The organism is Bradyrhizobium sp. WBOS07, from assembly GCF_024585165.1.
GTDB classification, from domain to species: Bacteria; Pseudomonadota; Alphaproteobacteria; order Rhizobiales; family Xanthobacteraceae; genus Bradyrhizobium; species Bradyrhizobium japonicum_B.
The window spans coordinates 2,680,612-2,705,126 of sequence record NZ_CP029008.1 but is presented as its reverse complement, the minus strand read 5'-3'; the positions used below and the strand labels follow the sequence as shown (position 1 = coordinate 2,705,126).

The following is a 24,515-nucleotide window of genomic DNA, read 5'->3' as shown; positions in this document are numbered from 1 at the left end:
GGTTCCAATTATATGGCAACGTGATCGGGACTGTCATGGAATCATGCCGAACGCCTGCAGCACCGCGACCTGGATGCGTGCTATTCCACGCTTGCGGCGCCGCGACGCAGATCGGCCTCGATCTGCAAGCGCGTGCCGCCGCCGAAACGGGCGCGGTAGACCTGGAGGTTCTCCATGATCCGCTGCACGTAATTGCGCGTTTCGGAGAACGGAATCAGCTCCACCCAGTCGACCGCGTCCACCTTCGGGTTGCGCGGATCGCCGTAGCGTTCGACCCACTTCTTCACGCTGCCGCGACCGGCATTGTAGGCCGCAAACGTCATGATGTAGGAGCCGCGGTAATCCTCGAGCAGTCCGCCGAGCTCGGCCGAGCCGAGCGTGGCGTTGTAGACCGAATCGTTCTTCAGCCGGCCCAGATCGTAAGTGGCGCCGTGGCGCTTGCAGACGTAGCGGGCAGCGTCCGGCGTCACCTGCATCAGCCCGTAGGCCTGCGCCGGTGAAACCACGCGTGGGTTGAATGCGCTTTCCTGCCGCGCGATGGCGTAGATGATGCTGCGCTCGACCTCGGGGCCGATCGGCGTGAACTGCGGAATGCCGTTGACGGGGTAGGCGTAGAAGTCGAACGGCAGGCCGCGGTTGAGCGCAGCCTTGCCGAGCAGGAGCATGCCGCGCGCGTCGCTGTAGCGTTGGGTGAGCTCGCCGAGGCCGGCGAGCGCTTCGGGATCGCCGTTCTCGCCCATGTCGGCCAGCAGCGGTATCGCCATCTCGCGCTCGTCGAGCTCGTACAGCAGATGCGCAGCGCGGACGATCTCCAGCCGGTCGGCGCCGCGGCCACGCGGCGGATTGTTGAGCTCGATCTGCGGCAGGCCGAGCTTGGCCCGCGCGAGCTGGCCGTAATAGCTGGTCGATTGCTCGGCAGCGCGCGCATAGGCGTTGCGCGCCTCCTGCTGACGACCCATCGCTTCCGCGGCGCGGCCCTGCCAATAGCCGGCGCGCGCCAACGCGGTCGGATTGACGCTGCCGACGCCGATGCGGGCGAAATGCTGCGCGGCGGCGGCGGGATCGTTGAGGAAGCGCAGCGCGATCCACCCGGCGGTGAACTCCTGCTCGGTCTTGTAGATGTCGCGCGAGGGCAGCGCGGCATCGCGCGCGATCAGATAGGCGCTGCGGAATTCCTCGGTGTCGATCATCTTGCGCGCCAAAAGGCGCCGCTCGATCCACCATTCGTCGAGATTGTGGAGGCGGCCCGGATCCTTCGGCGCCGACAGCATCAGCTGGGCCGCCTCGGCAAACTTCTCCTCGCGGCGCAGCAGCTGGATCTTGCTGAAGAGGAAGCCGGGATCGTTGTGCAGCTCGCGCGGCACCGCGTCGAGCAGCGCGCGCGCGTTCGGCGCTTTCTTGACCGCGGCGATGCGGGCCTTGGCGAGCGCGACATAGCCGGCGCCGAGGCGCTTTGCGGCGCGCAGCGCGGCCTCGTTCTCGCTGCCGTAGAGCAGGGTGTCCATCCGCGCCTTCTGGTCGCCCGGCGACAGCAGGGCGCCGAACTGGTCAAGCGCGTTGTTCTCGGTGTCCTCCGACATCGGATCGCTGCGCCAGGCCTCGCGCACCAGCCGCTCGGCATTGGCGCGGTCGCCGCGCGACAGCATCGCCTTGGCGAGCATGAAGCGGCCCTTGGCGGAGATCGGAGACTCGTGCTCGAACCACGACCACGCTACGGAATCGTCGCGCCTGTCGTCCCACATCGCAGCTTCGAGGCGCCGGCGCAGGAAGGTCTGCGACGGCCAGCTCGGATTGGCGGAGAGGAAGGCGCGGTAGCGCTCCACGCTCGCGCCGTTGTCCTCGCTGCGCAGGATGATCCATTCCGCGAGCTTGCGCGCGACCGGATCCGAGATGCCGGCCGCCGCATTGGTGGCGTCGGCCGCCTTGCGCTTGCGCACCAGTTCGATCACGCTCTCCAGCGTCTCCTTGTCGCCCTGCGACGTCGACGACGTCGCTGCGACCGCGGCCGGGACGACCGGCTTGCGCGGGGTCGCATGCTGGCGGGTCGCCGGAGCCAGTACGGGGGCGGGGAGGGGCGGAAGGTTTGACCGCGGCCGTCGCGGGGGCTGCTTTCGGAGGGGAACCGCCGGCAGCCGGATGTGCTTTCGGCGCAGGCGCCGCTGCGGCAGGCGTTGCAGCAGCCGTTGGGGCGGGCTTGGGCTTGTCCTTCGCCGCGTCTTTCCCGGCGCTCTTGCCAGCGTCCTTGGCCGGCTTCTTCACGGCGTCCTTGGCCGGCGCGGCAGCCGCGCCCTTGCCCGCGCCCTTGGCTGTATCCTTGGCCGCGTCCTTGCCGGATCCTTTGGTGTCCTTGGACGAGCCCTTGGCTGCATCCTTGGATGCGTCCTTGGCGGCCGGCTTTGCGGTTTCTGCAGGCGTCTCATTGGACTTGGCCAGGGCGGCACATCCTACCGACAGCCCTGCCATCAGGCACAGGACGAGGCCGGTGGACCGCCAGGCGGCACGAGGGAATGAGGTCACGGGTATCGTCGCCCCGAATCAGTCAAGTGGCTCAAGATCTAGCTGTATTTGATTGAATATGCGGACAAAATACCAACAGCCGCTTACCTCGGACCGATTTGCACCATCACCGCGGCAAAATCGCGGCCTAAACGGTGCGTCACTCGGCAGCGGGTCTTTTACCGGCGGGACAGACCCGATATGAATGGCGCTTGCTCGAGATCGCCGCGTACGGAGGAAGTCCATGGCAGCCAAGACGAAATTCCGGGGGTCGTTCACCGCCTTGGTCACCCCGTTCAAGAACGGTTCGCTGGACGAGGCCGCGTTCCGCTCGCTGGTCAACTGGCAGATCTCGGAAGGCACCAACGGCCTGGTCCCGGTCGGCACCACCGGCGAGAGCCCGACGCTCAGCCATGACGAGCACAAGAAGGTGGTCGAGTGGTGCATCGCTGAAGCCAAGGGCCGCGTGCCTGTCATCGCGGGCGCCGGCTCCAACTCGACCAAGGAGGCGGTCGAGCTCTCCCAGCACGCCGAGAAGGCGGGCGCGGACGCCGTGCTGGTGGTGACGCCCTACTACAACAAGCCGACCCAGGAAGGCATGTACCAGCACTTCAAGGCGATCAACGACGCGATCGGGATTCCGATCATCATCTACAACATCCCGCCGCGCTCGGTGATCGACATGTCGGTCGACACCATGAAGCGGCTGTGGGAGCTGAAGAACATCGCCGGCGTCAAGGATGCCACCGCCAGCATGGTGCGGGTGTCGCAGCAGCGCGCGGCGATGGGCGAGGACTTCAACCAGCTCTCCGGCGAGGACGCCACCATCATCGGCTACATGGCGCATGGCGGCCACGGCTGCATCTCAGTGACCTCGAACGTCGCGCCGCGCCTGTGCTCGGAGTTTCACGCCGCCTGGCAGAAGGGCGACACCAAGGCGGCGCTGGCGATCCACGACAAGCTGATGCCGCTGCACAACAACCTCTTCATCGAGAGCAATCCGGCACCGATCAAGTATGCGATGTCGCTGCTCGGCAAGCTGGACGAGTCGCTGCGCTTGCCGATGGTGCCGGTCAGCGAGCCGACGCGCGTTGCGGTGCGCAGCGCCATGGTGCACGCTGGGCTGATCAACTGATGGGTTGACCAATCGGGGAGGCCGTTCATGAGCGTCGACGACAAGGGCAGGCGGATGCTCACGGAGTTCCGCGAATTCGCCATGAAGGGCAATGTCGTCGATCTCGCGGTCGGCGTCATCATCGGCGCGGCCTTCGGCGCCATCGTCACGTCGCTGGTCGGTGACATCATCATGCCGATCATCGGCGCCGTCACCGGTGGCCTCGACTTCTCGAACTACTTCGCCCCCTTGTCGAAGGCGGTCACAGCCACCAACTTAGCTGATGCGAAAAAGCAAGGCGCCGTCCTTGCTTACGGCAGCTTCCTGACGCTGACGATCAACTTCATCATCGTTGCCTTCGTGTTGTTCCTGGTGATCCGCGCCATGAACACGCTGAAGCGCAAGGAGGAGGCCGCGCCCGCCGCGCCGCCGAAGCCGTCGGCCGAGGTCGAACTGCTGACCGAGATCCGCGACCTCCTCAAGAAGTGACGCGCGCGCTTCATCCAAACTGTTAGCCTTGCTGCGCATCTCGATCGGGTTTGTCCTCTCATGGCCGATAAAAACGAACGTCCAATCAAGGTCATGGCGGAAAATCGCAAGGCCCGCTTCAACTATGCGATCGAGGACACGATCGAGGCGGGCATTGCGCTGACCGGCACCGAGGTCAAGTCGATCCGCAACGGCAAGAGCACGATCGCGGAATCCTACGCCGATTCCAAGGACGGCGAGATCTGGCTGATCAACGCCACCATTCCCGAATATCTCCAGGGCAATCGCTTCAACCATGAGCCCAAACGGCCGCGAAAACTGCTGCTCCATCGCCGGCAGATCAACAAGCTGATGGGCGCGGTCGACCGCGAGGGCATGACGCTGATCCCGCTCAAGCTCTATTTCAACGAGCGTGGCCGCGCCAAATTGCAGCTGGCGGTTGCAAAGGGCAAGAAGCTGCACGACAAGCGCGAGACCGAGAAGAAGCGCGATTGGAGCCGGGAGAAGGGGCGCCTGATGCGGGCGAGGGGCTGACGAGATGACCCAGCGGAACCTGCTCGAGGTCGATTGGAGCCGGATTCCCGCACCGGTCGATGACGGCGCGGCCGCGCATCTCACCGGCATGGTGGTGCCGCCGATCGGCCTGCTCGCGACCAACGACACCTCAGTGAGCCTGTCGGCGCTGCGCGGCCGGACCGTGGTGTTCGCCTATCCGCGCACCGGCGAGCCCGGCAAGATCGCGCTGGTCGATGATTGGGACATGATTCCAGGCGCGCGCGGTTGCACGCCGCAGACCTGCGCGTTTCGCGACCTGTTCGCCGAACTGAAGGCCGCCGGCGCTGCCCACGTGTTCGGCCTCTCGACCCAGAGCAACGCCTACCAGACCGAGATGGCCTCACGGCTGCATCTGCCGTTCCCCGTGCTGTCGGACGAGAAGCTGGCGCTGACGCGCGCGCTGAAGCTGCCGACCATGGAGGTCGCGGGCCTCACGCTGATCAGGCGCCTCGCGCTGATCATCGACGACGCCAGTATCACGCACGTCTTCTATCCCGTGTTTCCGCCCGACCGGAACGCCGGCGACGTGCTGGACTGGCTCAAGGCCAACCCCAGGAGCTAATCCAGGTCCGCCTTCACCTTCGCGAACACGCTGCGGAACATGTCCGGCGTCAGCACGCCGGTGTTCGTGTTGTAGCGCGAGCAATGGTAGCTGTCGTAGAGCTTGAATGCGCCGGCCTGGTGCACGGCGCCATGGCCGAACGGGGCCTCGGAAGCCTTCAGCTTCAGCGGCTTGAGCACGCTGTCGTGCGCAATTCGGCCGAGCGCGATGATCGCGCGCAACTTCGGCATCGTCTCGAGATTGGCGACCAGGAACCGCCGGCAGGTGTTGATCTCCGCCGGTAGCGGCTTGTTCTGCGGCGGCACGCAATGCACGGCATTGGCGATCCGACAGTCGATCAGCTTCAGGCCGTCATCGGGACGCGCCTGGTAGGTACCCCTGGCGAAGCCGTATTCGAGCAGCGTGGCGTAGAGCAGGTCGCCGGCATAATCGCCGGTGAACGGCCGTCCCGTCCGGTTGGCGCCCTGCATCCCCGGCGCGAGGCCGACGATCAGGAGGCGCGCCTTGATGTCGCCGAAGGGGGCCACCGGCGCATTGTGCCACAAGGGCTCGCGCGCGCGGTTTGCCTCGCGAAAGGCAACCAGGCGCGGACAGAGCGGGCAATCGCGGTCGGGAACGACGGTGGGAGACTGGCGGCTCGGCCGAGCCGCCTCACTCCTCGAAGTCGTCATCGCCCCTCGGCGCCATCGTGGTTGCGCGCTGGAGGAATTGCGGGGCGTGGTGGCGGGCCTCGCGCTCGCCGCGGTCGCGCGGGGCGGGGCGTTCGGACGGATCACGGCCGAGCTTGGACTGCAGCTCGACGAGGTCGGTGAAGACGTCGGCCTGGCGGCGCAGCTCGTCGGCGATCATCGGCGGCTGGCTGGCGATGGTCGAGATCACCGTGACCCGCACGCCGCGGCGCTGCACGGCCTCGACCAGGGAGCGGAAGTCGCCGTCGCCGGAGAACAGCACCATCTGGTCGATGTGCTCGGCGAGCTCCATGGCATCCACGGCGAGCTCGATGTCCATGTTGCCCTTGACCTTGCGGCGGCCGGAGGCGTCGATGAACTCCTTGGTCGCCTTGGTGACGACGGTGTAGCCGTTGTAGTCCAGCCAGTCGATCAGCGGGCGGATCGAGGAATATTCCTGATCCTCGATGATGGCGGTGTAGTAGAACGCCCGGAGCAGCGTCCCGCGGCCCTGAAACTCCTTCAGCAGGCGCTTGTAGTCGATGTCGAAGCCCAGAGTTTTCGCCGTCGCGTAGAGATTGGCCCCGTCGATGAAGAGCGCGATCTTGTTGGTAGGAGAAGGTGACATTCAGTTGCTCGCGTAGTGTTCGTGTTTGATCGTTTTATTGTTGGCGCGGCGACAGCAAGCCGCGCGTTTCCAGAGTGCCGCTCAGACCCGTCGAAACCGCAAATCCGGAGAAGTCGGGGCAATCAAGGTATAGTTATGACGGACTTGCATACACCCGGCGCTACCCTTGATGGCAACCCGGGAAACCACCCATCCCAACCCCAATGTGGGGGTAGCAGAGCCGTTTGGCGAGGCCAAATCACAAATTGGCCTTGCGAAACCGCCCCGGCCCCTATAACTAGCCCCAATCATCCACATATTTCGTCCCACCCACAACGGAGCGACAGTCCATGGCTCGCGTCACCGTAGAAGATTGTATCGACAAGGTCGACAACCGGTTTGACCTGGTCCTGCTGGCCGCCCACCGTGCCCGCATGATCTCGTCCGGTTCACAACTAACGGTTGACCGCGATAACGACAAGAACCCTGTTGTGTCTTTGCGCGAAATTGCGGACACGACCATTTCGCCGGAGGACCTGCGCGAGGAGCTGGTGCACTCGCTGCAGAAGTTCGTCGAGGTCGACGAGCCCGAGCCGGATACGGTGCCGCTGATCGGTTCCGCGGGTGCGAGCGTCGATGCGGACGATACCGAAGTCGCCGTCGAGCGCATGACCGAAGAGGAGCTCCTGAAGGGTCTCGAAGGCCTTGCGCCGCCCGAGGAGCAGCCCGAGGAGGACGAGTAAATCGTCCGTCGCGATCGTCGACTTCTTGTGATCTGATCGAAGGCCCGAACCGTCGTTCGGGCCTTTGCTTTTGTTGACGTTTTCGTGGTTACCATAGCGTTGGGTCGGCGCTGCGCCCTGTCACTGAATTGATCGGACGCAAGCGCGATCGGAGCTAAGATGTATACAAGGGGCCGGCCCAGGCCCGCTTGAAGGCAGGACGGAATGGTATATCGGCGCCGCAGATCCACGCAGATGCAGGCCGCAACCGAATCGGTTGCCGTGGCCCCGACTGCGCCGGTCGCGCGCCCGGCCAAGCCGCGCGCGCGCATGATGCGTCAATATGACCTCGTCGAGCGCGTCAGGTCCTACAATCCCAACACCAACGAAGACCTGCTGAATCGCGCCTATGTCTACGCCATGAAGGCGCATGGTTCGCAGACCCGCGCCTCGGGCGATCCGTATTTCTCGCACCCGCTCGAAGTCGCGGCGATTCTCACCGACCTGAAGCTCGACGACGCCACCATCGTGGCGGCGCTGCTCCACGACACGATCGAGGACACCGAGGCGACGCGGGCCGAGATCGACCAGATTTTCGGGCCGGAGATCGGCGCGCTGGTCGAGGGCCTGACCAAGCTGAAGCGGCTCGAGCTGGTGTCGCGGGAGGCCAAGCAGGCCGAGAATCTGCGCAAATTGCTGCTGGCCATTGCCGATGATGTCCGCGTGCTTCTGGTCAAGCTCGCCGACCGTCTGCACAACATGCGCACGCTGGATTTCGTGCCGACGGAATCGCGAAGGCGCATCGCCGAGGAGACGCTCGACATCTATGCGCCGCTCGCGGGGCGCATGGGCATGCAGGAAATGCGCGAGGAGCTGGAGGATCTGTCCTTCCGCACCCTCGATCCCGAAGCCTATTCGGTGGTGATGCAGCGCCTCGACGCGCTCGCCGAACGCAACCGCAACCTGATCGGCGAGATCGAGGACCAGCTCTCCAACAATCTGCGCCACAGGGGCCTGGGGGCGCGGGTCTACGGCCGCCGCAAGAAGCCGTTCTCGATCTGGACCAAGATGGAGCGCAAGTCGGTCGGCTTCGAGCAATTGTCCGACATCTTCGGCTTCCGCCTCGTCGTCAACGACATCGAGTCCTGCTATCGCGCGCTCGGCATCGTCCACACCACCTGGCCGGTCGTGCCGGGGCGCTTCAAGGACTACATCTCGACACCGAAGCAGAACGACTATCGCTCGATCCACACCACGGTGATCGGGCCCGGCAACCAGCGCGTCGAGCTGCAGATCCGCACCGAGGCGATGGACCAGATCGCCGAGCGCGGCATTGCCGCGCACGTCTTCTACAAGGAAGGCGTGGGGTCGCCGACCGAATTCCTCAAGCGCGAGTCCACCGCGTTCGCCTGGCTGCGCCACACCATCGGCATCCTCTCGGAGAGCGCCAATCCGGAGGAATTCCTCGAGCATACCAAGCTCGAGCTGTTCCACGACCAGGTGTTCTGCTTCACCCCGAAGGGCAAGCTGATCGCGCTGCCGCGCCACGCCAACGTGATCGACTTCGCCTATGCCGTGCATACCGACGTCGGCAACAGCGCGGTCGGCTGCAAGATCAACGGTCAGTTCGCGCCGCTGTCCTCGGAGCTGCAGAACGGCGACGAGGTCGAGGTGCTGACCTCGGAGGCGCAATCGGCGCCGCCATCGGCCTGGGAGACGCTCGCGATCACCGGCAAGGCGCGTGCCGCGATCCGCCGCGCCACGCGAACCGCGGTGCGCGATCAATATGCCGGTCTTGGCCGGCGCATCGTCGAGCGCCTGTTCGAGCGCGCCAAGATCGAATATGCCGACGATAAGCTGAAGGGCGCACTGCCGCGGCTCGCGCGGACCTCGATCGAGGACGTGATGGCGGCCGTGGGGCGCGGCGAGATCAAGGCCTCCCACGTCGCACGTGCGATGTACCCCGACTACAAGGAGGAGCGCATCGCGCGCTACGGCGTCAAGAAGGGGCTTGCCGCCAAGCTCAAGGAGAAGTCCTCGGAGCAGCCGCGCAGCCCGGTCGCGATTCCGATCCGCGGCATCAATTCCGATCTGCCGATCAAGTTCGCGCCGAACGGCGGCGCGGTGCCGGGCGATCGCATCGTCGGCATCGTCACGCCGGGCGAGGGCATCACGATCTACCCGATCCAGGCGCCGGCCCTGAAGGATTTCGAGGAGGAGCCGGAGCGCTGGCTCGACGTCCGCTGGGACATCGAGGATTCTGCGCCGCAGCGCTTCCCGGCGCGCATCAAGGTCGAGAACGTCAACGAGCCCGGCGCGCTGGCGCAGATCGCGACCGTGATCGCCGAGCACGACGGCAACATCGACAACATCAGCATGCAGCGCCGCTCACCGGACTTCACGGAAACGACGATCGATCTCGAAGTCTACGATCTGAAGCATTTGAGCGCGATCCTGGCCCAGCTGCGCGCCAAGGCGGTCGTCGCCAAAGTCGAACGTGTTAATGGCTAGGCGCATCTCGCATGCGCCGTTCCCTCCGATTTCGTGAGTCCTGAAATGCCCGCTTCGAAGCTTCGCCTCGGTGTCAATATCGATCACGTCGCAACCGTGCGCAACGCGCGCGGCGGCCGCCATCCCGATCCGGTGCGGGCGGCGCTGCTGGCGATTGAGGCCGGCGCCGACGGCATCACCGCCCATTTGCGCGAGGACCGCCGGCACATCCGCGACGAGGACATGGCGCGGCTGAAGGCCGAGATCTCCAAGCCGCTCAATTTCGAGATGGCGGCGACCGACGACATGATGCGCATCTCGCTCGCGACCAGGCCGCATGCGGTGTGCCTGGTGCCGGAGCGCCGGCAGGAGGTGACCACCGAAGGCGGGCTGGATGTGGTCGGCCAGCGCAACGCGCTCGCGCCCAATATCGCGCGGCTGAGCGATGCCGGCATCCGGGTCTCGCTGTTCATCGCCGCCGATCCCGCCCAGATCGAGATGGCGGCGCAGCTGCGCGCGCCCGTGATCGAGATCCACACCGGCGCCTGGTGCGACGCAATGGTCGACGGCCGCAGCGCCAAGGCCGAGGCCGAATGGCATCGGATCGTGGCGGGCGTGAAGCTGGCCAAGGCCGCAGGGCTCGAGGTCCACGCCGGGCACGGGCTCGACTACGCGACCGCGGAGACGATCGCGGCCCTGCCTGAGATCATGGAGCTCAACATCGGCTATTACATGATCGGCGAAGCGCTGTTCGTGGGGCTGGCCGAGACGGTGCGCCGCATGCGCGCGGCCATGGACCGCGGCCGGAGCCGGGCATGATCATCGGCATCGGCTCCGACCTGATCGACATCACCCGCGTCGCCAAGGTGATCGAGCGCCATGGCGAGCGCTTCCTCGACCGCGTCTTCACCGCGGCGGAGCGGGCCAAGGCGGAGCGCCGCGCCAAGAACGAGAAGATGGTGGTGGCGACCTACGCCAAGCGCTTCGCCGCCAAGGAGGCCTGCTCCAAGGCGCTCGGCACCGGGATCCGGCGCGGCGTCTGGTGGCGCGACATGGGGGTGGTCAACCTGCCGGGCGGGCGGCCGACCATGCAGCTGACCGGCGGCGCCCTGGCCCGGCTCCAGGCCCTGACGCCTGATGGCTTCGAGGCCCGGATCGACGTGTCGATCACCGACGACTGGCCGCTGGCGCAGGCCTTCGTCATCATTTCCGCCGTGCCGCTGCCGAAACCCTGACGCGGCGTCGTTGATTTTACGATTTTCGTTGTAAATCAATATCTTATCCTGTTTTGATGCGATCCTTGATTGCGTGGCCTCCGACAACCGTCTAAAAGTCCGCGGACGCAAATCAGCCTGGGCGAGTTCGGCTTTACGCCGGAATTGGCCCTCACTGTCAGAATCAGGACAATCTCCTTGCGCCGCGAACCGGTGGGCTGTTCGCGGGAGGAGGGCGCTCTGTGATCGCCGGCCGGAATTGAGAGAGCAATGAGCGTGACTTCGGGAACGAAAACTGAGAGCGGCGTCGGCGAAACGATCCGGGTCGTGATCCACGCTCTCCTGATCGCGCTGGTGATCCGAACCTTCCTGTTCCAACCCTTCAACATCCCGTCCGGCTCGATGAAGGCGACGCTGCTGGTCGGCGACTATCTGTTCGTCTCGAAATATTCCTACGGCTACAGCCATTATTCGATTCCGTTCTCGCCGCCGCTGTTCTCTGGGCGGATCTGGGGCTCGGACCCGGACCGCGGCGACATCGTCGTGTTTCGCCTGCCCAAGGACGATTCCACCGATTACATCAAGCGCGTGATCGGCCTGCCCGGCGACCGCATCCAGATGCGGGACGGGCTGCTCTACATCAACGACACGCCGGTCGAGCGGCAGCGGATGAGCGAATATATTGGCGAGGAGCCCTGCGGCTCGGAGGGCGGTGGCATCTCCCGGGTGAAGCGCTGGAAGGAAACGCTGCCGAACGGCGTGTCCTATGAGACGCTCGACTGCGCCGACAACGGCTACGTCGACAACACCAACGTCTACACCGTGCCGTCAGGCCATTTCTTCATGATGGGCGACAACCGCGACAACTCCACCGATAGCCGCTTTCTCGGCCAGGTCGGCTATGTGCCGAAGGAAAATCTGATCGGCCGCGCCCAGATGATCTTCTTCTCCATCGCCGAAGGCGAGCATGCCTGGATGTTCTGGCGCTGGCCGTGGGCAGTACGCTGGAATCGCTTCTTCAAAATCGTCCGATGAAAGACGAAGCCAAGGACATCCCGATCCAACCGGCCGAGGCGCAAGCCGCTCCTGAGGGCGAAGCTGCAGCGAAGACGCCTGCCAAGAAGAAGCGGACACGCAGCCGCAAGGCCAAGGGCACCGATGCGAATGCGGCGCTCGAGGCGCGCATCGGCCACAGCTTCACCGATCCGAACATGCTGATGCAGGCGATCACGCATGTTTCGGCGTTGAAGTCCGGGCGCAAGCGCGGCGACAGCTACCAGCGCCTGGAATTCCTCGGCGACCACGTGCTCGGGCTCGTCGTCTCCGACATGCTCTATCACGCCTTCCCGAACGCCGACGAGGGCGAGCTCTCCAAGCGCCTTGCCGAGCTCGTGCGCAAGGAAAGCTGCGCCGACGTCGCCAAGTCGCTCGGCCTGCTCGACGACATCAAGCTCGGCTCGGTCGGCTCCAGCGCCGATGCCCGGCTGCGCAAATCGATCCTCGGCGACATCTGCGAGGCCGTGATCGGCGCCGTCTTTCTCGACGGGGGCTACGCAGCGGCGTCCGAGTTCGTCAGGCGCAACTGGACCGAGCGCATGCACAAGCCGCGCCGTCCCTTACGCGATCCCAAGACCGTGCTGCAGGAATGGGCGCAAGGCAAGGGACTGCCGACGCCGGTTTACCGCGAGGTCGAGCGCACCGGCCCGCATCACGATCCGCAGTTCCGCGTCGCCGTCGACCTGCCGGGCCTCGCGCCGGCCGAGGGCGTGGGCGGCAGCAAGCGCGCGGCAGAAAAGGTGGCAGCTTCGGTGATGATCGAACGCGAAGGCGTCGGCGGCAGCAATGACGGCTGAAGCAAGCGGCGAGGCGCCCGTTGCGACGCGCTGCGGCTTCGTCGCGCTGATCGGCGCGCCGAACGTCGGCAAGTCCACGCTGGTCAATGCGCTGGTCGGCGCCAAGGTTACGATCGTCTCGCGCAAGGTGCAGACCACGCGCGCGCTGATCCGCGGCATCGTGATCGAGAACAACGCGCAGATCATCCTGGTCGACACGCCCGGCATCTTCCTGCCGAAGCGGCGGCTCGACCGCGCCATGGTCTCGACCGCCTGGAGCGGGGCGCATGACGCCGATCTCGTCTGCGTGCTGCTCGATGCCAAGACCGGCATCGACGAGGAGGCCGAGGCGATCCTCACCAAGGCTGCCAGCGTCAATCACGAGAAGATTTTGGTCATCAACAAGGTCGACCTGGTCCAGCGCGAGAAGCTGCTGGCGCTGGCGCAGGCCGCCAACGAGCGCATGAAGTTCGCGCGCACCTTCATGATCGCGGCGATCTCCGGCGACGGCGTCGATGATCTCCGCAGGACGCTCGCCGAGATGGTGCCGCCGGGTCCGTTCCTCTATCCGGAGGACCAGATGTCGGACGCGCCGATGCGGCAGCTGGCGGCCGAGATCACGCGCGAGAAGATCTATCAGAAGCTGCACCAGGAATTGCCCTACCAGTCCACGGTCGAGACCGATAAGTGGGAGGAGCGCAAGGACAAGTCGGTGCGCATCGAGCAGACGATCTTCGTCGAGCGCGAAAGTCAGCGCAAGATCGTGCTCGGCAAGGGCGGCGCCACCATCAAGTCGATCGGCGCGGACTCCCGGAAGGAGCTGATGCAGATCCTGGACGTGCCGGTGCATCTGTTCCTGTTCGTCAAGGTGCGCGAGAATTGGGGCGACGATCCCGATCGCTACCGCGAGATGGGTCTGGACTTTCCGAGAGAATAACCAAGAACAGATCGGTATCCGATGAGCGTGCCCAGCAACGTCAGGCGCTTCGAAGCGCTGCTCTATGCATCGTTGATGCTGGACGCCTTGTCGGTGGCGGTGCAGGACCGCACGCCCAATGCCGAGATGACCGAGCAGATGATCATGACGGGGACCCTGCTCGCCGGCGGCATGATCCTGCTCCTGCTCTATTTCGTCCGGCTGGCCGCGCGTGAGCGCAGGAACTGGCCGCGCTGGGTGCTGGCAGCAGCGCTCGTGCTGTCGGTGATCTCGCTCGGCCAGATCATCGGCGCGAAGGGCCTCGAGCTCGACAGCGCCATCGAGATCGTGTCCTGCGCGCTGACCACGATGGGCCTGTATTTCTCCTTCACCGGCGACGCGCAGGGCTGGTTCAACGCGTAGCGTCTTGCACGATGCCGTAGTGCGTCGGGTAGGCAAAGGCGCGCTCTTCGCGCGCCGTGCCCACCGTCTCGCGCCGTCGATCAAATCCGTGGGCACGCTTCGCTTTGCCCACCCTACGACGGCTCGAAATGGGCTACACTTGACCCCATGGAATGGACCGACGAAGGCATCGTGCTCGGGGTGCGGCGGCATGGCGAATCCAGCGCCATCGTCGAGCTGCTGACGCGCGCGCACGGAAGGCATCTCGGCCTCGTGCGCGGCGGCGCCAGCTCGCGGCTGCGGCCGCTGCTGCAGCCGGGGAACAGTGTCAGCGCGGTCTGGCGGGCGCGGCTCGACGAGCATCTCGGCACTTATACGATCGAAGGCCTGAAGCTGCGCGCGGCCACGTTGCTCGGATCGTCCCACGGCGTCTACGGCGTCACCCATCTCGCCTCGATCGCGCGACTGCTGCCGGAGCGCGATCCGCACGAGGAGATCTTTGCCCTGCTCGAGCATGCGCTCGACGATTTCGAGGACATCGGGGGGGCGGCCGTGCACCTCATCCATTTCGAGCTGGCAATGCTCGCCGAGCTCGGCTTCGGGCTGGCGCTGGAAAACTGTGCGGTGACCGGCGAGACCGCCGAGCTGATCTACGTCTCGCCGAAATCCGGCGGCGCGGTGTCGCGCAGCGCCGGCGAGCCCTGGCGTGACCGCCTGCTGCGCCTGCCGCCGTTCCTGCGCCAGGGCGAAACCGCCAGCGACCTGACCGAGCAGGACCTCCAGGACGGCTTTCGGCTCACCGGCCTGTTCCTGCTGCGTCACGTGCTGGAGCCGCGGGGGCAGGGCCATTCCGACGCACGCGCGGGCTTCATCAACGCCCTGATCCGGCAACAGGCACGGGCCGCGATTCCCGCGCCATGAGCAGAACGGGACTCTGCCTTGTTCTCTCATGGAGAGTTCCTTGGGAACGAAATCGGGACCATCGAGTTCGCCCCTGAGGTTCCACAACGGGGACAGCCCAAATGTTGATCAGGGGATTCGCCTTTTCCGCGGCGCTGCTCGCGTTCGCGCCCGAAGCATGGGCCGGCGAGCCGCAACCCGGCGTGTTTCGCCGGGCGTCCTGCACCGTCGTGCGGTACTATGTGGCCAAATATTCCGCTGCTGCCGCAGAGGCATGGGCGCGGTCGAAGGGGGCGACGGAGGCTGAAATCGAGACCGCCCGGCGCTGTCTGGCCAATGCACCGGCGCCGGCCCAAGACAAGACTAAGGACAAGACCCAGACCGTGACGGCCGGCTGGGCAGGGCACTAGCGCCCCACAGGGAACCAATCCATCCTTGCCCGATTCCCTTCCACGGTTTAACCGGGCGGAATGGGAAAACGAATCGTTCCGCCGGAAGAACCGGCCGAAATTCACGAGGTGCCGCTGCGTGAAGCGCTGGAAGAGCGCTATCTCGCCTATGCGCTCTCCACCATCATGCACCGCGCGCTGCCGGACGCGCGCGACGGCCTGAAGCCGGTCCATCGCCGCATCCTCTACGGCATGCGCCTGCTCAGGCTCGACCCCGGCACCGCCTTCAAGAAATCCGCCAAGATCGTCGGCGACGTGATGGGCTCGTTCCATCCGCACGGCGACCAAGCGATCTACGACGCCATGGTGCGCCTCGCGCAGGATTTCTCCTCGCGCTACCCGCTGGTCGACGGCCAGGGCAATTTCGGCAACATCGACGGCGATAATCCGGCCGCCTACCGCTACACCGAAGCGCGCATGACCGACGTCGCGCGGCTTCTGCTCGAGGGCATCGACGAGGACGGCGTCGAATTCCGCGCCAATTACGACGGCCAGTCGAAGGAGCCGGTCGTGCTGCCCGGCGGCTTCCCGAACCTGCTCGCCAACGGCGCGCAGGGCATCGCGGTCGGCATGGCGACCTCGATCCCGCCGCACAACGCCGCCGAGCTCTGCGACGCCGCACTGCACCTGATCGAGAAGCCCGACGCGAAGTCCAAGGCGCTTTTGAAGTGGGTGAAGGGCCCGGACTTCCCGACCGGCGGCATCATCGTCGATTCCAAGCAGGCGATCGCGGAGGCTTATACGACGGGGCGCGGCTCGTTCCGCGTTCGTGCACGCTGGTCGCAGGAGGAGGGCGCGCGCGGCACCTGGGTCGTCGTCGTCACCGAGATTCCCTTCCTGGTGCAGAAGTCGCGGCTGATCGAGAAGGTGGCCGAGCTGCTCGACCAGAAGAAGCTGCCGCTGGTCGGCGACATCAGGGACGAATCGGCCGAAGACGTCCGCATCGTGATCGAGCCGAAGTCGAAGAACGTCGATCCCGCGCTGATGATGGAATCGCTGTTCCGGCTGACCGAGCTCGAAAACAAGATTCCGCTGAACCTCAACGTGCTGATCAAGGGCAAGGTGCCCAGGGTCGTGGGCCTTGCCGAGGCCTTGCGCGAATGGCTCGACCATCTGCGCGACGTCCTGATCCGCCGCAGCAACTACCGCAAGGCGCAGATCGAGCACCGGCTGGAAGTCCTCGGCGGCTTCCTGATCGCCTATCTGAACATCGACAAGGTGATCAAGATCATCCGCACCGAGGACGAGCCGAAGCCGGCGCTGATGAAGGCGTTCAAGCTCACCGAGGTGCAGGCCGAAGCCATCCTCAACATGCGCCTGCGCTCCTTGCGCAAGCTTGAGGAGATGGAGATCCGCACCGAGGACAAGAACCTCCGTGCCGAGCTCAAGGGCATCAACGCGGTGCTGGCTTCCGAGGCGGAGCAGTGGAAGAAGGTTGGCGAGCAGGTCGGCAAGGTCCGCGACATGTTCGGGCCGAAGACGCCGCTCGGCAAGCGCCGCACCACCTTTGCCGACGCGCCCGAGCACGATCTCGCCGCGATCGAGGAGGCCTTTGTCGAGCGCGAGCCGGTGACCGTCGTCGTCTCCGACAAGGGCTGGATCCGTACCATGAAGGGCCATGTCGAGGATCTCTCGGGGCTCGCCTTCAAGCAGGACGACAAGCTCGGCTTCGCCTTCTTCGCCGAGACGACCTCCAAGCTCTTGCTGCTCGCCACCAACGGCAAGTTCTACACGCTCGACGTCGCCAAGCTGCCGGGCGGGCGCGGTCACGGCGAGCCGATCCGCCTGTTCATCGACCTCAAGCAGGAGGCGGCGCCGGTTGCGCTGTTCGTCAACAAGGGCGGACGCAAATTCCTGGTCGCCAGCCACGAGGGCCAGGGCTTCGTCGTCAACGAGGACGATTGCGTCGGCACCACCAAGAAGGGCAAGCAGGTCCTCAACGTCGACATGCCGAACGAGGCGCGCGCGATCACCGAAGTGGTCGGCGACACCGTCGCGGTGATCGGCGAGAACCGCAAGATGCTCATCTTCCCGCTCGACCAGGTGCCGGAAATGGCGCGCGGCCGCGGCGTGCGCCTGCAGAAGTACAAGGACGGCGGCCTCTCGGACGTGACCGTGTTCGAGGCCAAGGCCGGCCTGACCTGGAAGGATTCCGCGGGCCGCGAATTCTCCGCGACCATGAAGGAGCTCGCCGAGTGGCAGGGCACCCGCGCCGACGCCGGCCGCCTGCCGCCGAAGGGTTTCCCGAAGTCGAACAAGTTCGGCAAGGTGATCGGGTAGGGCAGGACGCGCTGTTGCCACAACATCGGTGTCATGCCCCGGCTTGTCCGGGGCATCCAGTACGTCGCGGCTGATCGATCGAGCCACAACCGCCTCGGAGTACTGGATCGCCCGCCTTCGCGAGCGATGACAGCGCGAATGTAGCGCACACTTGTCCCCGCACCGTCATTGCTCGCAATGACCGGCTGCGACAGCACCACTCTCCAATTCGCATTCCGCCGCTCTGCGACGTCTGATACGGTCCACGACGCCGGTGTTCTGGAATGTCGAGAAGTAGCGCGATGTACGATGTCATTGTTGTTGGCGGCGGCTCCGCCGGTGCGGCGGTTGCGGCGCGGCTGTCGGAGGATCCCGCGCGGCGCGTGCTGTTGCTGGAGGCGGGCCGCGACTGGCGCGCGGACGAGGCGCCGTGGGAGGTGAGGACGCCGAACCCGATCCCGATCATCCACAAGCGCGAGTACCAGGAGAAATGGCAATGGCCTGATCTGCTGTCGCGCCGGGTCGCCGGGCAGGAGGCGCGCTTCTACTGGCGCGGCAAGGGGCTCGGCGGCTCGTCGATGATGAACGGCCAGATCGCGATCCGCGGCGTGGCCGACGCCTTCGACGAATGGGCCGCCAATGGCTGCACCGGCTGGTCGGCCAGCGAGGTGATGCCGCTGTTCTCCGTGATCGAGGACGACCTGGAGTTCGGCGATGCCGAGGGCCACGGAAGCGGCGGGCCGCTGCCGGTCTATCGCGCGCCGCTGGAGACATGGGGACCGATCGATCGCGGCTTGCGCGATGCGGCGCTGGCGAGCGGCTATCCCTGGTGCGCCGATCTCAACGGCCCGGACGGCGAGGGCGTTGCCTGCTACCCCATCAACAGCCGCGACAGCCGCCGCATCAGCACCAATGAGGGGTATCTCGAGCCGGCGCGCGGCCGCGCCAATCTGGAGATTCGCGGCCATGCGCTGGTCGATCGCGTGCTGATCAGCGACGGCCGCGCCACCGGCGTTCGCGTTCATAGCGAGGGGCAGGGCACCCACGAGATCGGCGCGCGCCAGATCGTGCTGTGCGCCGGCGCCATCCACAGCCCGGCGATCCTGCTGCGTTCGGGCATCGGACCGGCCGAGGAGTTGAAGGCGATGGGCATTGCGGTCGCGCGTGACCTGCCCGTCGGCCGCCACTTCTTCGATCACCCGCTGTTTCGCGCCACGATCCAGCTCCGCGAGGAGTTGCGGCCGACCGATCCGGACACCCGCCATACCAATTGCTGCGTGACCTATTCCTCGGGCCTCGCCGCTGGCGGCAAGCGCGACATGATCCTGATCGCCTTCAATCATCGCGGCATCGGGGTAGCAGGCGCGATCGGCGCCGGGCTGTTCAACGCGTATTCCCGCGGCACGCTCAGATTGGCCTCGCCCGATGCCGCGATCGATCCCGTCGTCGAGGAGAACATGCTGGCCGATCCCCGCGACATGCTGCGCATGATGGATGCGGTGAGGCGCCTCGCGGTGATCACGTCGCAACCGGCGCTTTCGGGCATCGCCGACTGGATCCGGCTCGCCGACACCGACCTGACGCTGCCGCAGGCCGCCAGCCTGCCGGACCACGAGCTCGACGCGGTGCTGCGCCGGGAGACCGGCGACATCCAGCACGCCGCCGGCAGCTGCCGCATGAGCGGCGTCGATGATGCCGATGGCGTGGTCAATCCCGACGGCACGGTGAAGGGCATTTCCGGCCTGCGCGTCGCCGACGCCTCGATCATGCCGTCCGACTGCCGCGCCAATACGCATTTCACCACGGTGGTGATCGGGGAGGCGATCGCGCGGATGATGATGCGGTAGCGCCACGGGGATGGTGTCATGCCCCGGCTCGACCGGGGCATCCAGTACGCCGCGGCGCCGATTGGCCGTCGCTCCGTTACAGCCTTCAAAAAGCTGGCAAGAGTTTGCCTTCTCGCGGCGCGTCCCGCCCGAGTTTTGCTTTCATTTGCCGCACCCAAAAGACGAGGGCGCAGGGAAGGCCGGGCGCCGGCGGCACCCGAGTCCGTGCGCGACAGAAGATGCACACGGGGTGGACCACAGGTGATGCCGGTCGCCCGGCCTTCCCTGCGCGAATGGTTTTAACGGTGTCCTTCGTGCTCTCCTCGGGGAGCGTTGCACTATTGCCCCCGTCGTCTTGCGGCTGATCGATGCGCGTGCCGGTCGGCCGCCACATCACCGCAAAGGCTTGACGCCAGAACCCCGGGCGTCGGGACCACACGACTTCTCCGTCCGCGCACGTCATCGCTGGAACTCCGAGGGGTGGCGTGTGCTCGCCCCCGGAGCCATGCGAAGACGCTGTCGGCGCCGTGTCGTATGCGCGGCAAGCCATTGCTCACGGTGTCCCGCCCTGCAATGCCGCTCGCGCCGACGCCGTCGCGTCCATCGCTGCCCAGCCCGCGGTTCGTGACGATCGCGATCCGCCCCTCGTCTCGGGCCAGGGTGTTTTGGGTGTACGCTAAATCCGAATTTCGGTAAAGTGGAATATTTTGCGCGACGGGGCTTGACAGACGGCGTGATCAAACTGACCGCCTGTTTTGCCCGACGGGCACGCGAACGTGACAGCCCGGCGCGCAAAGGCCGCCGCAAGCGCTTGCAGCGGCTTTGCATATCCGTGAGCCAATGGCCTTCAGATCGTCTGGCCGCCCGAGACTTCGATCCGTTGCCCCGTAACCCAGCGATTGTCCTCGCTCAGCAGGCTCGCGACCATCGGGCCGATATCATCGGGGACACCAACGCGGCCCAGCGCAGTCATGCCGGCGAATTGCTTGTTCACGTCGGGATTGTCGCGCACCAGGCCACCACCAAAGTCGGTCTCGATCGCGCCGGGCGCAACGCTGTTGACGCGGATGCCGCGCGGCCCCAGTTCCCTGGCCATGCAGACCGCCATCATGTCAGCGGCGGCCTTCGCCATGGTGTAGACGGCGAAGCCCGGATAGGTGACGCGCGTCAAGCCACTGCCGATGGTGACGATCGAGCCACCGTCCGCCATCAGCGGCAACAAGGCCTGGGTGAGGAAGAATACGCCTTTGACATGGAGGTTCATCTGCTGATCGAACTGAGCCTCGGTGGTCTCGCCGAGGGGAGCGAAGAGGCCGTCGCCGGCATTGTGCACGAGGTCGTCGAAGCTCTCGCGACCGAATGTCTCCTTCAACGTCTGGGCGAGGCTTCGCGCGAAGGAGGGAAATTTGGCGACGTCGGCGCTGTCCAATTGAAAGGCCACGGCCCGGCGTCCCAGCGCCTCGATCTCGGAAACGGCACTTTCCGCGAGATCCGCACGGCTCCGATAGGTGATGATGACATCGCTGCCCTTGCGCGCGATGTTGACGGCCATGTTGCGGCCAAGGCCGCGGCTCGCACCGGTGACGATTGCAATTTTAGCCATGTGATGTCTCCTTCGTTTGACACGGCGAAGGTGGCACGCACCGCGGCATGCAAGTTGCCGGATCCTTGAGCCTTCTTGCCTATTCCTCCAAATGGCCGCGAGCATCGCTCAGGCCGGGCCGGCGCTGCGTCGAACGATCAATTCACGATGCCCAAAGTTGGAGCAGGCCGGCCATGTTGCCGGAGCCCGCGGTTGGTATAAATTCGCGGAATGACGATCTTGCTCGAAGCGGTTCGCCGCTATGCGGATCTGCACTCAGACCAGAATGGCGCGGCCAGGACGCCGATCCCGGGCCTTACGGCTATACGGGCGCTGACGCCGGGCCAGCTCCAATACGCAATCAACCGGCCGCTCGTTGCGCTCGTCCTGCAGGGCCGCAAGCGCGTGACGATGGGAGCGCACAGCTTCGATTTCGGCGCCGGGGAGTCGCTCCTGATCTCGGCGGATGTGCCGACCGTCAGCCAGATTACCCGCGCCAGCGCAAAGGCCCCATATTTGTCCCTGGTCGTCGAGCTCGACCCGGCGGTGATCGCGAGCCTGGTCGTGGAGATGAACCTTGCTCCTGAGCAGCAAGGCATTCCCGTGCGGGTCGATCCGACCGAATCCGAGGTTGCCGATGCCGCGCTCCGCTTGATGCGGCTGCTCGAGCGTCCGTCATCCCTGCCGGTTCTAAAATCTCAGTTCGTTCGCGAAATCCACTATTGGCTGCTGGCGGGGCGACACGGCGCGGCGATCAGGGCTCTCGGGGTCGCCGACAGCCACGCGCAACGCATCGCGCGCGCCGTCGCGATCATTCGATCCGAATACGCGAAGTCTCTGAGGGTCGAACGCCTGGCCGAAGCGGCTGCCATGAGTCCGTCCTCGTTTCACCAACATTTCCGCGCGATGACATCGCTTAGCCCCCTGCAGTTTCAGAAGCAGCTGCGCCTCATCGAGGCGCGTCGGATGATGTTGTCGGAGGGCTCTGACGTGAGCAGCGCGGCCTTCGGCGTGGGTTACGAAAGTGTCTCGCAATTCACGAGAGAATATGGGCGCTTGTTCGGGCTGCCGCCTGCCAGGGACATCAAGGCCGCGCTTGGTCAGCTGGAGACCGCAGCCTGAAGCCGGGCCGGGCCATCGCCAGCCGGGATGCGCAAGGCCGGATGGCGTAGCGGCGATCTCCTCTTCCTAAATCACCCCCGCCAGCCGCAGCGCCACACCCGCCGCGCAGCTTCCCGCCAGCACCGTCAGCATCCCCAGCTTGAACCGGAAGATCGCCGTCGCCGCCGCGATCGCCAGCACCAGCGCGGGGATGTCGACGCTCGTCAGCACGGGCCTGTCGAAGTTCAGCGGAAACGCCTGCACCGGCACCGTCTCGCGAAACAGCGTGTGCAGGGCGAACCAGATCGAGAGGTTGAGGATCACGCCGACAACGGCCGCGGTGATCGCGCTGAGCGCGCCGGCAAGGCCGATGTTGCCGCGCAGGCGCTCGATGTAGGGGGCGCCGACGAAGATCCAGAGGAAGCAGGGCGTGAAGGTGACCCAGGTCGCGAGCAGGCCGCCGAGCGTGGCTGCCAACATCGGCGACAGTCCGCTCGGGTCGCGATAGGCCGCCATGAAGCCGACGAACTGCAGCACCATGATCAGCGGGCCCGGCGTCGTCTCGGCCATGCCGAGCCCGTCCAGCATCTCGTGCGGCTTCAGCCAGTGATAATGCTCGACCGCCTGCTGGGCGACATAGGCCAGCACGGCATAGGCGCCGCCGAAGGTGACCAGCGCCATCTTCGAGAAGAACAGCGCGATCTGGCTGAAGACGTTGTCGTGCCCGAGGAGCACGAGCAGCGCGATGACCGGCACCAGCCAGAGCGCCAGCCACAACGTGGCGACGCGGATCGCGCGCGCGATATCGGGCTTGACGTGGTCGGGCACGGCCTCGCCGAGCATGCTGTCGATCGCGGCGCTGCCGCCGCCAGGGCCGTGACCTGCCGGCGCAAATTCCGGTCGGCCGCTGCGCGCGCCGGCATAGCCGATCAGGCCGGCGGCGATGATGATGATCGGGAAGGGCACCGCGAAGAAGAAGATCGCGACGAACGCGATGGCTGCGAGCGCGATCATGATGCGGTTCTTCAGCGCGCGCCTGCCGACGCGAACCACGGCCTCGACCACGATGGCGAGCACGGCGGCCTTCAGCCCGAAGAACAGCGCCTCGACGAAGCTGACATTGCCGAAGGCCGCGTAGACGTAGCTGAGGCCCATGATGGCGATGATGCCGGGCAGGATGAACAGCCCGCCCGCCATCAGGCCGCCCTTGGTGCGGTGCATCAGCCAGCCGACATAGGTGGCGAGCTGCTGCGCCTCCGGGCCCGGCAGCAGCATGCAGTAATTCAGCGCATGCAGGAAGCGGCCCTCGGAGATCCACTTCTTCTCCTCGACCAGGATGCGGTGCATCACCGCGATCTGGCCCGCGGGCCCGCCGAAGCTCAGACAGGCGACGCGAAGCCAGACGCGGAAGGCTTCGTTGAAGCTGATGCCGTGACCGGCATCAGCTCCTGCTTGGACGTTGCGGGTGTCCATCAAGCCTTCACCTTGTTGGTCGGCCAGTTGTGGGTCTCGGTGGTGGCGTCGCGGCACCAGCGGTAGAAGGCATCGTACAGCGTCATGCCGGCCTCGAGCTGGGCGAGGTCGTCGTCGTACATCCGCGACAGTCCGAGCGAGGCCGCGAGCAGGCCCGGTGCCTCCGGCGCCAGATCCGGCCGCGCGGTGTCGGCCCCGCGCACCAGCGTCGCCAGCCGGAGCAGGGCCGGGGTGGCGATGCCGAACTCCTCGATCATGACGTCGAAGGTGCAGAGCTCGCCGCGGTGGCTCCAGAACGCGTTCTCGATGTCGAACGGGGCCGCATTGAAGCGTTCGCCGACCGCGACCACCTCGGATGGGGCGACATAGAGGAACACCGCGCTGGGATCGACGAAGCGGCGGATCAACCAGGGGCAGGCGATGCGGTCGACCTTCGGCCGCGCCCGCGTCACCCAGACGGTGCGCCCCTTGGCGTCGCGCGGCGGCAGCTTGCGGGCATCGACCAGCGGCAGCCTGGCCGTCTTCCAGCCCTCGAAGCCGCCCTCCAGCGTCTCAGCCTCGACGCCGAGCTGGCGCAGCCAGGCCGCGGTGCCCTGGGCAAGCTTCTCGCCGCGGAAGCACGCGACGACGGCCCGGCGGCCGGCGAAGTCGCCGCCCCAGTCCGTCACATTCTCGTGGCTGAGCTTGATGGAGCCGGGGATCAGCCGCCGGTCGGCGGCAAAATCCTCCTCGGTGCGGACATCGATCAGGACAGGCGTGTTCGCGGTGCCGATCAGGCGCGCCAATTTATCGGATGATATGGTCGTGAACGTAGGCATGATGCGTCCTCGCATGAATCAGACGGGACGCGATGCTTGG

Annotated in this window: 22 protein-coding genes and 1 pseudogene; 17 read left to right on the top strand and 6 right to left on the bottom strand. The window is 65.8% G+C overall.

Annotation, left to right across the window (positions count from 1 at the left end):
• Positions 1–80 precede the first annotated feature (80 nt).
• A pseudogene (locus tag DCM79_RS12705) lies at positions 81–2,463 on the bottom strand (lytic transglycosylase domain-containing protein).
• Positions 2,464–2,740: 277 nt separating this feature from the next.
• Between DCM79_RS12705 and dapA the strand changes: the two are divergent.
• From dapA to DCM79_RS12685, 4 genes are read left to right on the top strand one after another with little or no spacing between them, the layout of a single operon-like run.
• Positions 2,741–3,631 (top strand): 4-hydroxy-tetrahydrodipicolinate synthase, encoded by an 891-nt coding sequence (gene dapA / locus DCM79_RS12700; RefSeq protein WP_257180123.1) that lies wholly within the window; start codon positions 2,741–2,743, stop codon positions 3,629–3,631.
• A gap of 54 nt (positions 3,632–3,685) precedes the next feature.
• Positions 3,686–4,099, top strand: a complete 414-nt coding sequence (gene mscL / locus DCM79_RS12695) for a large conductance mechanosensitive channel protein MscL (protein WP_028135954.1) — start codon at positions 3,686–3,688, stop codon at positions 4,097–4,099.
• 60 nt (positions 4,100–4,159) lie between these two features.
• Positions 4,160–4,633: an SsrA-binding protein SmpB gene (gene smpB / locus DCM79_RS12690; protein WP_027530006.1), complete on the top strand. Its 474-nt coding sequence runs from the start codon at positions 4,160–4,162 to the stop codon at positions 4,631–4,633.
• A gap of 4 nt (positions 4,634–4,637) precedes the next feature.
• On the top strand, positions 4,638–5,216 hold the full coding sequence (locus DCM79_RS12685) for a peroxiredoxin (RefSeq protein ID WP_257180122.1): 579 nt from the start codon (positions 4,638–4,640) through the stop codon (positions 5,214–5,216).
• Here the strand turns inward: DCM79_RS12685 and DCM79_RS12680 are convergent.
• Positions 5,213–5,887 carry a uracil-DNA glycosylase gene (locus tag DCM79_RS12680; RefSeq protein WP_257180121.1) on the bottom strand — a complete coding sequence of 225 codons (675 nt, stop codon included), beginning with the start codon at positions 5,885–5,887 and terminating at the stop codon, positions 5,213–5,215. The genes DCM79_RS12685 and DCM79_RS12680 overlap by 4 nt on opposite strands.
• Positions 5,868–6,512: an NYN domain-containing protein gene (locus tag DCM79_RS12675; protein WP_028135957.1), complete on the bottom strand. Its 645-nt coding sequence runs from the start codon at positions 6,510–6,512 to the stop codon at positions 5,868–5,870. The genes DCM79_RS12680 and DCM79_RS12675 overlap by 20 nt, the downstream gene beginning before the upstream one ends.
• Before the next feature lie 329 nt (positions 6,513–6,841).
• On the opposite strand from DCM79_RS12675, the gene rpoZ reads away from it, so the two are divergent.
• The 12 genes from rpoZ (at position 6,842) to DCM79_RS12615 (ending at position 19,522) form a co-directional block, all read left to right on the top strand.
• Entirely contained in the window at positions 6,842–7,234 is a 393-nt protein-coding gene (rpoZ, locus tag DCM79_RS12670; RefSeq protein ID WP_008133017.1) for a DNA-directed RNA polymerase subunit omega, read from the top strand.
• 204 nt (positions 7,235–7,438) lie between these two features.
• The gene (locus tag DCM79_RS12665) at positions 7,439–9,724 is read left to right on the top strand and encodes a bifunctional (p)ppGpp synthetase/guanosine-3',5'-bis(diphosphate) 3'-pyrophosphohydrolase (RefSeq protein ID WP_257180120.1); all 2,286 of its coding nucleotides are present in this window, start codon (positions 7,439–7,441) and stop codon (positions 9,722–9,724) included.
• Positions 9,725–9,769: 45 nt separating this feature from the next.
• Positions 9,770–10,522 (top strand): pyridoxine 5'-phosphate synthase, encoded by a 753-nt coding sequence (locus DCM79_RS12660; protein ID WP_257180119.1) that lies wholly within the window; start codon positions 9,770–9,772, stop codon positions 10,520–10,522.
• Complete coding sequence (gene acpS / locus DCM79_RS12655; RefSeq protein ID WP_028135960.1) at positions 10,519–10,938, top strand: holo-ACP synthase; 420 nt, start codon at positions 10,519–10,521, stop codon at positions 10,936–10,938. The genes DCM79_RS12660 and acpS overlap by 4 nt, the downstream gene beginning before the upstream one ends.
• A 249-nt stretch (positions 10,939–11,187) precedes the next feature.
• Positions 11,188–11,952, top strand: coding sequence for a signal peptidase I (lepB, locus tag DCM79_RS12650; RefSeq protein WP_028135961.1), 765 nt, complete (start codon positions 11,188–11,190; stop codon positions 11,950–11,952).
• Entirely contained in the window at positions 11,949–12,770 is an 822-nt protein-coding gene (gene rnc, locus DCM79_RS12645) for a ribonuclease III (protein ID WP_028135962.1), read from the top strand. The genes lepB and rnc overlap by 4 nt, the downstream gene beginning before the upstream one ends.
• Positions 12,760–13,686 (top strand): GTPase Era, encoded by a 927-nt coding sequence (era, locus tag DCM79_RS12640; protein ID WP_028135963.1) that lies wholly within the window; start codon positions 12,760–12,762, stop codon positions 13,684–13,686. Before rnc ends, era begins: the two co-directional genes overlap by 11 nt.
• A 21-nt stretch (positions 13,687–13,707) precedes the next feature.
• Entirely contained in the window at positions 13,708–14,088 is a 381-nt protein-coding gene (locus DCM79_RS12635; protein ID WP_028135964.1) for a hypothetical protein, read from the top strand.
• Positions 14,089–14,235: 147 nt separating this feature from the next.
• On the top strand, positions 14,236–14,988 hold the full coding sequence (gene recO / locus DCM79_RS12630; protein ID WP_257180117.1) for a DNA repair protein RecO: 753 nt from the start codon (positions 14,236–14,238) through the stop codon (positions 14,986–14,988).
• 101 nt (positions 14,989–15,089) lie between these two features.
• A complete protein-coding gene (locus tag DCM79_RS12625; RefSeq protein WP_257180116.1) occupies positions 15,090–15,377 on the top strand; it encodes a hypothetical protein in 288 nt (95 codons plus the stop codon).
• Between the two features lie 60 nt (positions 15,378–15,437).
• Positions 15,438–17,696, top strand: coding sequence for a DNA topoisomerase IV subunit A (gene parC, locus DCM79_RS12620; RefSeq protein ID WP_257180115.1), 2,259 nt, complete (start codon positions 15,438–15,440; stop codon positions 17,694–17,696).
• 281 nt (positions 17,697–17,977) lie between these two features.
• Positions 17,978–19,522 carry a GMC family oxidoreductase gene (locus DCM79_RS12615; protein WP_257180751.1) on the top strand — a complete coding sequence of 515 codons (1,545 nt, stop codon included), beginning with the start codon at positions 17,978–17,980 and terminating at the stop codon, positions 19,520–19,522.
• Between the two features lie 826 nt (positions 19,523–20,348).
• Here the strand turns inward: DCM79_RS12615 and DCM79_RS12610 are convergent.
• Positions 20,349–21,104 (bottom strand): SDR family NAD(P)-dependent oxidoreductase, encoded by a 756-nt coding sequence (locus DCM79_RS12610; RefSeq protein WP_257180114.1) that lies wholly within the window; start codon positions 21,102–21,104, stop codon positions 20,349–20,351.
• 210 nt (positions 21,105–21,314) lie between these two features.
• Here DCM79_RS12610 and DCM79_RS12605 point away from each other — a divergent pair, with 210 nt between their 5' ends.
• Positions 21,315–22,205 (top strand): AraC family transcriptional regulator, encoded by an 891-nt coding sequence (locus DCM79_RS12605; RefSeq protein ID WP_257180113.1) that lies wholly within the window; start codon positions 21,315–21,317, stop codon positions 22,203–22,205.
• Between the two features lie 66 nt (positions 22,206–22,271).
• On the opposite strand, the gene chrA is transcribed toward DCM79_RS12605, so the two are convergent.
• Complete coding sequence (gene chrA / locus DCM79_RS12600) at positions 22,272–23,657, bottom strand: chromate efflux transporter (protein WP_257180112.1); 1,386 nt, start codon at positions 23,655–23,657, stop codon at positions 22,272–22,274.
• Positions 23,657–24,475 (bottom strand): chromate resistance protein ChrB domain-containing protein, encoded by an 819-nt coding sequence (locus DCM79_RS12595; protein WP_257180111.1) that lies wholly within the window; start codon positions 24,473–24,475, stop codon positions 23,657–23,659. Before DCM79_RS12595 ends, chrA begins: the two co-directional genes overlap by 1 nt.
• Positions 24,476–24,515 lie beyond the last annotated feature (40 nt).